This window comes from Kribbella sp. NPDC003505 (assembly GCF_040610875.1).
Classification (GTDB): domain Bacteria; phylum Actinomycetota; class Actinomycetes; order Propionibacteriales; family Kribbellaceae; genus Kribbella.
This window is the reverse complement of sequence record NZ_JBEXNA010000009.1, coordinates 348,163-355,884: the sequence shown is the minus strand read 5'-3', so window position 1 is coordinate 355,884 and position 7,722 is coordinate 348,163. Positions and strand designations below refer to the sequence as shown.

6 protein-coding genes and 1 pseudogene are annotated in these 7,722 nt (G+C 68.4%); 4 read left to right on the top strand and 3 right to left on the bottom strand.

The window, feature by feature from the left end; genetic code table 11:
- Nucleotides 1-984: 984 nt before the first annotated feature.
- The gene (locus ABZX12_RS29765; RefSeq protein ID WP_355698484.1) at nt 985-1,389 is read right to left on the bottom strand and encodes a hypothetical protein; all 405 of its coding nucleotides are present in this window, start codon (nt 1,387-1,389) and stop codon (nt 985-987) included.
- A 1,185-nt stretch (nt 1,390-2,574) separates the two neighbouring features.
- On the opposite strand from ABZX12_RS29765, the gene ABZX12_RS29760 reads away from it, so the two are divergent.
- The 4 genes and pseudogenes from ABZX12_RS29760 to ABZX12_RS29745 all read left to right on the top strand — a co-directional run bounded on the left by ABZX12_RS29760 (nt 2,575) and on the right by ABZX12_RS29745 (nt 4,984).
- Nucleotides 2,575-3,414, top strand: a complete 840-nt coding sequence (locus ABZX12_RS29760) for a helix-turn-helix domain-containing protein (protein WP_355698482.1) — start codon at nt 2,575-2,577, stop codon at nt 3,412-3,414.
- A gap of 66 nt (nt 3,415-3,480) precedes the next feature.
- Nucleotides 3,481-4,062: a dihydrofolate reductase family protein gene (locus ABZX12_RS29755; protein WP_355698480.1), complete on the top strand. Its 582-nt coding sequence runs from the start codon at nt 3,481-3,483 to the stop codon at nt 4,060-4,062.
- Nucleotides 4,063-4,338: 276 nt separating this feature from the next.
- Nucleotides 4,339-4,437: pseudogene (locus ABZX12_RS29750) on the top strand (hypothetical protein); the annotation flags it as partial.
- 67 nt (nt 4,438-4,504) lie between these two features.
- A complete protein-coding gene (locus tag ABZX12_RS29745; protein WP_355698478.1) occupies nt 4,505-4,984 on the top strand; it encodes an AAA family ATPase in 480 nt (159 codons plus the stop codon).
- Here the strand turns inward: ABZX12_RS29745 and ABZX12_RS29740 are convergent, their stop codons facing one another.
- Nucleotides 4,985-5,635, bottom strand: a complete 651-nt coding sequence (locus ABZX12_RS29740) for a hypothetical protein (protein WP_355698476.1) — start codon at nt 5,633-5,635, stop codon at nt 4,985-4,987.
- Nucleotides 5,636-5,922: 287 nt separating this feature from the next.
- Entirely contained in the window at nt 5,923-7,722 is a 1,800-nt protein-coding gene (locus ABZX12_RS29735; protein WP_355698474.1) for a glycoside hydrolase family 76 protein, read from the bottom strand.

Sequence of the window (7,722 nt, the reverse complement as noted above, 5' to 3'; positions counted from 1 at the left end):
TGCGACCGGGAGGTCGTGGGAGAGTAGGACGCCGCCGGACATTCACACTGTTAAGGGCCACCCCACACCGGGGTGGCCCTTAACATTTTGCACAGACAGACGGCCGCACAGACGACAGACGGCTGCGCCGACGGCGCAGACGCATGGCCGCGCCGGCAGGTCCCTCCACGGCAGAAACACGCGGCATCAGGCTGCAACTCCACGACCTCTCAGCTCCGCACGCCGGCGAGCTGGCCGGTCGCACATCCGCTCGTACATGCCCAGGCGATCGCTAGGTACGACGCGGCGGCCGTGCCCGTCGTGCCACGACCTGCCGGCACCACGTTGCTGTCTCGTGCGACGGTCGAACCGGTGCCGCGTACGCGGGCTCTCACGCCCCGCTCCACGCACGACGCAACAGCCGCGCCGGTCGTCCCACAGCGCGACGTTCCTACCGCGTTCCACACTCGAGCCGGCGGCTCGCACACGCCCGCTCACGCCTCGACGACGCAACAGCCGAGCCGATCGTTCCACAGCGCGACGTTCCTACCTCGTTCCACACTCGAGCCGGCAGCTCGTACACGCCCACTCACACGCCTACCACGCACGACCCAGCGGCCGCGGCTGTCGCGCCAAGCGCGGCGGCATGACTCTTCTGCCTCGTGCGACCGTCAAACCGCCGGCTCCCGACACGCCCGCTCACACGCCGACCACATACGACGCAGCGGCCGACCACGTCGCGCCACGACCTGCCGGCGCCAGGTTCCTGTCTTCTGCGACGGTCGAACCGGTGCCTCGTACGCGTCCTGACTCTTATCACCGAGATGGGATCCGGGCGAGCGCGAGGCTGTGACCTGCGGGTTTGCGTGGGTGGGGTTGCTGGAGTTGCGCACCAATCGGGCTCGTAGGGTCGGGTGCGTGGCGTTCGTGCGGACAGTGAAGACCGCGCCGGGGGGCGATCAGCGGCAACGCCACAGCCACAAGGAGATGGCCGAACGTATCGGGTCAGAAGTACCAGAAGTTGTACATGTGATGGCCGTTGGCTGCCGCGTGACGCGCGACGATGGCTAGTCCCTGGACGGCGTACTCGCCGTGCGACACCGCTGCCGCTGACAGCGACTCAGTATCCGCGACCGCCAGCGCATGGGTGAGCGTGTCGGTGACCGTCAGTAGCCCGGCCTCCACGACGCCGGCGCCTTCATCGAGGATTTCAGTGATCTGGGCGCAGTGCCTGGGGTCCGCCGCAATCTCCTGGCTGTCCCGGCCAGTGAGGAGCGCTTCCAGCTCGGCCAGTGCCTCGGGCCGGAGTCCATCGTCATTGTGGACGGGAGGCCTCCCCAGCCAGTCCCCGAGCTCCGCGATCGCGGTCTCGTCGTCCGGCGCCGCGAAAACTATGTTCATCTCTCCCACGAGCCGAGCCTATCTTCGGAAGTACAGGAAGCCGCCATTCGCCCGGCACATAGGGGATCGCACCGGCTGGTCACGCGATGCGCTCGCCGCATTCACCCACCGGACCTAGCGGTGCGCACCAGATTGATAAGACTCGCGTCGTACACGCCCGCTCACACGCCGACGACGTACGAGGCGGCGGCCGTGGCTGCGTGCCAGGCGCGGCGGCATGGCTTTTCGGCCTCGGGCGATCGTCGAGCCGGCGGGCTCTACACGTCCGCTCGGGCGCCGACGACGTACGACGCGGCGGCCATCAATCTGGCAGCGCCACGTTGCTGCCTCGGGTGACGGTCGAGCCGGGCCGCGTATACGCCTGCTCAGGCGATCACCACGTATGGCGCAGCGGCCGTGCCTGTCGTGGTGAGCGCGGCAGCTGGACCGTCTGTCCTCGGGCGACGGTCGAGGCGGCGGTTCGTGTACGTGCGCTCGCGGGTGGACCACGCAGCGCCCGTCGTGCTGCAGTGCGGGTGCAGGACCTTCCTGGCTCGCGCGGCGTCGAGTTGGTCGCTCACACGCATCTGCTCGCGGACGCGAGCGTAGTTGGCTAGTCGCTCGTACGGGCCAGTTCCTCGCGAGGCGGGAGGTTGCATGGCGAGTCTGTATGGGGGAGCGCCTGTATTAGGCCCTGTTCATGCACGGCCTGAGCGTCCATGGCGGCTCAGTACGTCGGGGCTATGTACGGCGAGGCATGTCCGGCGGGGCCCGGTCTGGTTTCGGCGCGGCCGTGGTGCGCACGGCTGGAGTGCGGGTGCCGGTGCGGCGAGCCGGCCGAGGATGTGTGGCGGGCGATGGGATCCGTTCGCGGGTGGCCTGGTCGTGTGTGGGCGGCGCCGCGCGAGCGGGGTTCTGTGCGGGTCGGTTCCCGGCGGAATCGGCCACCGGGGTGAGTGAGGTCGGCGGCGTTACGGGCCTTCCTGGTCGGGGGGGGTGCTGAGGCATGCGGGCTGTTCGCGATGTGGGGTGGCATGAGGGGGCTAGGGGGCCGATCGGATCTGCGTGGTCGGTTCGTCCGTGGCAGGGGCGTGTGCAAAGCGCGACCGGGCTGGCGCGAGTCGCCGCACAGCTGGATCGGCTGCTGCGGGGTCATCGGATGGTTGTGATGTGTGGTGGGTTCGGGGGTGGTGAGGGGTCTGGGATGCTGTGGGGGTGGAGTATGTGGCCAGGGTGCCGCGGTCGCCGTTGGATGGGGTGATTGACGACCTTTACTACCTGGAGGGGGCGGCGCCGTACGCTCGGCTGACGTTGCCGGCGGCGCCGGTGGGGCTGCTGATTGTCAATCTTGGGGCGGCGTTTCAGGTCCGCGGTGGGAACGATGTCGCGACGGACGAGTATGCCGATGGGTGCGTGGTTACCGTGCCTACCCGGGCGTGGGACTTCGGGTACCCGCCGCAGACGCGGTCTGTCGGCGTGCATTTCAAGCCTTGGGGTCTCGCGCCGTTTCTGACGATGCCTGCGGCGGAGCTGTGTGACCGGCCAGTGACGGTGGAGCAGGTTTGGGGGCGGTCCGCAGTCGCTGAGCTGCGAGACCGGCTGGTCGAGGCGGGGCGACCGGGGGAGATGTTGGCGGTGCTCGAAGAGGAGTTGATGCGGCGGTTTTGCGAGACCGCCGGCCTGGGGCTGGTTCGCCATACGAGCAACGTGATCGCGGCGGCCGGCGGGGCGGGGGCTGTTGGCGGTTTGAGCGAGGCGGTTGGTGTCAGTAGTACTCATCTGGCGCAGCGGTTCAAGGAAGTCATCGGGGTCACGCCGAAGCGGCTCGCCCGTACCCACCGCTTCGCTGCCGCCGTGCTGAGGATCGATCCCGCCGCCCCGATCGACTGGAGCGATCTCGCCGTCGGCGCAGGCTATTTCGACCAAGCCCACTTCGGTCACGAGTTTCAGGCATTCACCGGGCTAACGCCGACCCGGTACATCGAAGTCCGGCGGCAGTTCCTGCGTGAACATCCTGGCCACGCGCTGGACGGTTGGCCGCTTCCGGCCGATTGATTTCTTACAAGAGCGACGGCCCGCGAGACGCTACTTTGGGGGCACCCCACAGCGGAGGAGAGCCCGATGGGCAAGGTGGTCATGTATGCCTCGGTATCGGTCGACGGTTTCGTAGCCGACGAGAACGACCAGCCCGGACCGCTGTTCGACTGGTTGCTCAGCGGTGACGTGCCGTTGGACGACAGCGGTGTCGTGAAGGTGTCGCAGGCGTCCTACGACTACGTCCGGCCGTACTGGGACCAGATCGGGGTGACGGTCGCCGGTCGCCACGTCTTCGACATAACGGACGGCTGGGACGGGAAGCCTCCGAGCGGGATCGACCATGTGGTGGTTGTGACGCACCGGCCGGCGCCCGAGGGCTGGGACCCCAACGCGCCGTTCCACTTCGTCGACGGCGTCGAGGCAGCTGTGGCCAAGGCGCAGGAGCTTGCGGGTGACCGCATCGTCGAGGTCGCTGCCGGTGACGTCGGTGGCCAGGCGCTTGCCGCGGGTCTGGTCGACGAGGTGCGAATGGACGTCGTACCCGTGGTGTTCGGATCCGGCAAGCGGTACTTCGGATCGGTCGACGGGCAGCATGTGTTGGAGGATCCTGAGGCGATGATTCAGGGCAGCCGGGTGCTTCACCTGCGCTATCGGGTACGCCACTGACGGATCGGACGACCTGCCCAAGATCGGCCCCCTCGGTGCGATCAAGGCCGAGTATCCCCAGGGGAGGTCTGGGTGTGTCTCGGGCTGTTGAAGGACGGGCAGGCCGAGCGGCTGCGCGACGCCGGCGCCTACGCGTACAGCCACAACCTGAACACGAGCGACGAGCGGTACGGCGAGATCTGTACGACGCACACCTTCGCGGACCGGTGGACACGGTACGGCGGGGCGACGCGCGGCGGACTGTCGCCATGTTCGGGGGAGATTCAGCTGCGCGGGATGCAGGTGCTGGCGTTGCACGTGGCGAACTCGATCTTCCTGGGTGACTACCTCACGAGTGAGGGACAGCCCGGCGCCGACGACCTGCAGCTGATCGCGGACGCCGGCTTCATGGTCGAGGGTCGCGGTGCGGGGCAGTCCCACTGCGGCCGAATAGGCTCTGCAGATGGCTGGCATGGTGTTGATCGTGGGATTGCCGGGCGCCGGCAAGACGTCGTTGGCGCGACGGCTCGAAGAGGAGCGGAAGGCTCTGCGTTTGACGCCGGACGAGTGGATGGACGCCCTGTTCCACACGAACGAGTTCGAAGGGCGGCGCTGGGTGCTGGAGTCCGAGCTGTTCTGGGGCGTCGCGGCGAGGGCGCTGGAGCTCGAGGTGAACGTGATCCTCGACTACGGCTGCTGGTCGAGGGAGGAGCGGGACCTGTTCCGGACCCGGGCGCAGGACCTCGGCGCGAGCGCGGAGATCATCGTCCTCGATCTGCCGTTCGAAGTGCTCTGGGAGCGTCTCGAACAGCGCAACACGGCTCTGCGGGCCGGGACGTTCGCTATCAGCCGGGAGGAACTCACGGAGTGGAGCACCAGGTTCGAGCGCCCGACAGCGGACGAGCTCGCGAACTGGGACCTGCACGTCGTCGTGACGGAGTAGCTATTCCTCAGGGGCGATGCCGACGAGGGCGGCCGCGGCGCAGATGTGCACCGGAGTCAGGTCGACGGGGGAAACGGGCGCCTGCAGCAGGGTGCCGCGCTCGTACGGCGTGAGCGTGATGTCGATGCCCGGCGCGCCGGCCACCATGCCCCGCACGTACGTCAGCCAGCCCATCATCGGGATCCCGCGCCGGAACACCCCGGCGGCCGCGGCGAGCTCGGTGTCGGCGATGCTCGCCCACTGCGGCTCCCAGATCGTGACGACCGCGCGCAGGACCTGGGCGAAACGGTCCGACTGCTGCAACGCGTCCTCGTCGCTCCAGTGCAGCGTGAGCTGATCCGAGACGGTCGTCATCGTGCCGCCCATCGAGAGGTCGAACAGCCACGGCAGCTCGCCGGTGCTTTGCAGATGCAGCCGGGTCGTGCTCGTACCGTTCGCGAGGACCTTCGTCGTGGCCTCGACCATCTCCTGCAACGGCGTCGAGCCGTCGGCCTCGAGGACGTGGTATCCCCAGCGCTCGTCCTGTGTCCAGTTGTGGACGTCGGGGAAGGCCACGGCCACCGCGGTCAGCGTGCGGCCGACGCGGAGCGCGCGGTGCTCGACGGACTCGTCACGATGCAGCCATTGGGCGCGCAGCAGCCACGATGCCATTCACGCCCTCCGATCGTGAGGCGGCCGACCCGGCGCAGGCGACGCCGTACCGGATGCTGAGGCGGTGCCGAACGGTGGCACAATGCCGGGCGGTGGCACAATGCCGGATGCAGGTGACGGTACGCCGCCATACGACCGCTTGACCAGAGCTCCGCATACTCGGTGTGAGCAGACGCGGCGCCTCTCCGGAACAGTCACCGGGACAGTCTGCTGCACCCCCTGGTGCAGGGGCAGCACCGGGGTCCGATTTTGGTAACCTCACAGCGAAATCTGGACAAGTGTCAAGCTCAGCCCGCCGGAGTCGCCGCCACCAGCGCCCCGAGAGCACTCGCCTGCGTGCGCCAATCACGCGCTCCGCCGCCCGTCCAGCGTTGACCGAGACGGTTCAGCGAGTCCCGGTCGCTCTGCCAGATGGAGTCGGCCTGCCGCTGGGCATAGGTCCGGTACGTCGCGTCGCCGGTCGAGTCCGCCAGGTCCATCAGGTACCGCATGAAGATGCCCTTGAACTGTTTCTGATTGTCGTCGCAGGTGCCGTCGGGGTCGCAGCTCTCCGTGAGAACGCCGCCCGGGCTGAGCGAGGACATGGCCGCGTCCCCGAGCCGACGGGCTGTCGCGAGGAGGGAACTGTCGCCGGTCGCCCGCCACAGCTCGAGCGCACCGCCGATCGCCAGGCCCTGGTTGTACGTCCACACGGTCTGGCCGTTGTTCGTGCACGCACCGGTGATGCCGTCGTTGACAAGGTTCGCCGAGTTGATCATCCCGCTGCCGACGAACCAGTTCCACGCGGTGGTGGCCCGCTGCAACCACACCGTGTCGCCGGCCAGCCGGTTGTGCAGTGCTGCGGTCAGCCGGACGTACAGGCCGTTCGTCACCGCGTTCTTATAGGTGCGCTCACGGTCCCACCAAACTCCGCCGCCGCACGTCCCGGTGTCCCAGTAGCCTTCGACGTAGTTGGCGATGGTGACAGCCATGTCCAGATATCGACGGTCGCCGGTCAGGTCGTACGCCTCGATCCACGCGAGGCCCCACCACTCGGTGTCGTCGATCGCGCGACTGATGAAGTTCCCCTCCAGCGCGTCGCCGCTCTTCTCGCCCGCCGGAAACACGCCCTTGTTCTTCTCGAACACCTCGTTCGCGATCCAGCGGAGATCGGTACGACGGGTGCGCTGCTGGTAGTCCATCAGCGTGGTGAAGGCCACCGCGGAGTTCCACCAGCTCGACAGCCACCACGCCGTGTGCGGCTGGTACGAGTACATCAACGCGTCGGCCGCCGCGCCGGGCCGATCGATCGCCGGCCGCGCCCACGCCGTACAGCTGCCGTTCTGGCCCTCGACGGCTCGGCCGCACGCGCGGACCGCGCCGCCGTACAGCTTCGAGAGTGGATCGGCAGCGGCGTAGAGGCGGGTTGCGGTGGACGAGCCGGACGTGATGCTGGTGCGACCGAGTGACGATCCGCCGGGCCACGACGCGCCTTCGTTCCACGAGCGATCCAGCCAGATCTCGTCGCCGGCGGCGCCGTTCTCGATCACGCCCCACGCCATCCCGCGATCGTCGATATGCAGCGAGATCCGCCGGTTGGACAGCGTGGTCGACGGCACCGGCTGGTTGTCGCCGGACGGGCCGGTGCTGCCGTCACACGCCGCCGCGCAGACAGCGGTGTGAACCCACGCTGTGCAGTCGACGCCCGCCGCGTCGCCGCAGGCACGGATCAGGCCGCGCCGATGCCCGGCCGGATCGGCGAGGTTGTACATGAGCGTGCGCGTGCCGGTCCACCCCGACGGGATCGAGGCCTTGCCGAGCAGACCGTCCCAGGTCGCGCCGCCGTCCCAGCTGCGGTCCAGCCAGACCGCGTCGTTGGTCGTCCCGCCGTCGATGCTGCCCCACGCCATCGCGTCCTTGTCGGACACGTGCAGTACGACGTGACGCCCGTTGATCACCTTCTCCGGCACGGGGAAGGTCTCCTCCTGTGCCTTCGACGGATCGAGGGTGTCGCAGAAGACCGAGCAGACCTGCGCGGCCAGCGGCTGCTGCGCGTCAGCCGGAAGGGCAGGTGTCAGCACGAGGGCAAGTGTCAGCAGGATGCGCAT

Coding starts and splice junctions, on each gene's coding strand:
- ABZX12_RS29755 (WP_355698480.1), top strand. CDS start 3,481: ATGGGCAAGGTGGTCATGTATGCCTCGGTATCGGTCGACGGTTTCGTA.
- ABZX12_RS29735 (WP_355698474.1), bottom strand. CDS start 7,722: ATGCGCATCCTGCTGACACTTGCCCTCGTGCTGACACCTGCCCTTCCG.
- ABZX12_RS29740 (WP_355698476.1), bottom strand. CDS start 5,635: ATGGCATCGTGGCTGCTGCGCGCCCAATGGCTGCATCGTGACGAGTCC.
- ABZX12_RS29745 (WP_355698478.1), top strand. CDS start 4,505: ATGGCTGGCATGGTGTTGATCGTGGGATTGCCGGGCGCCGGCAAGACG.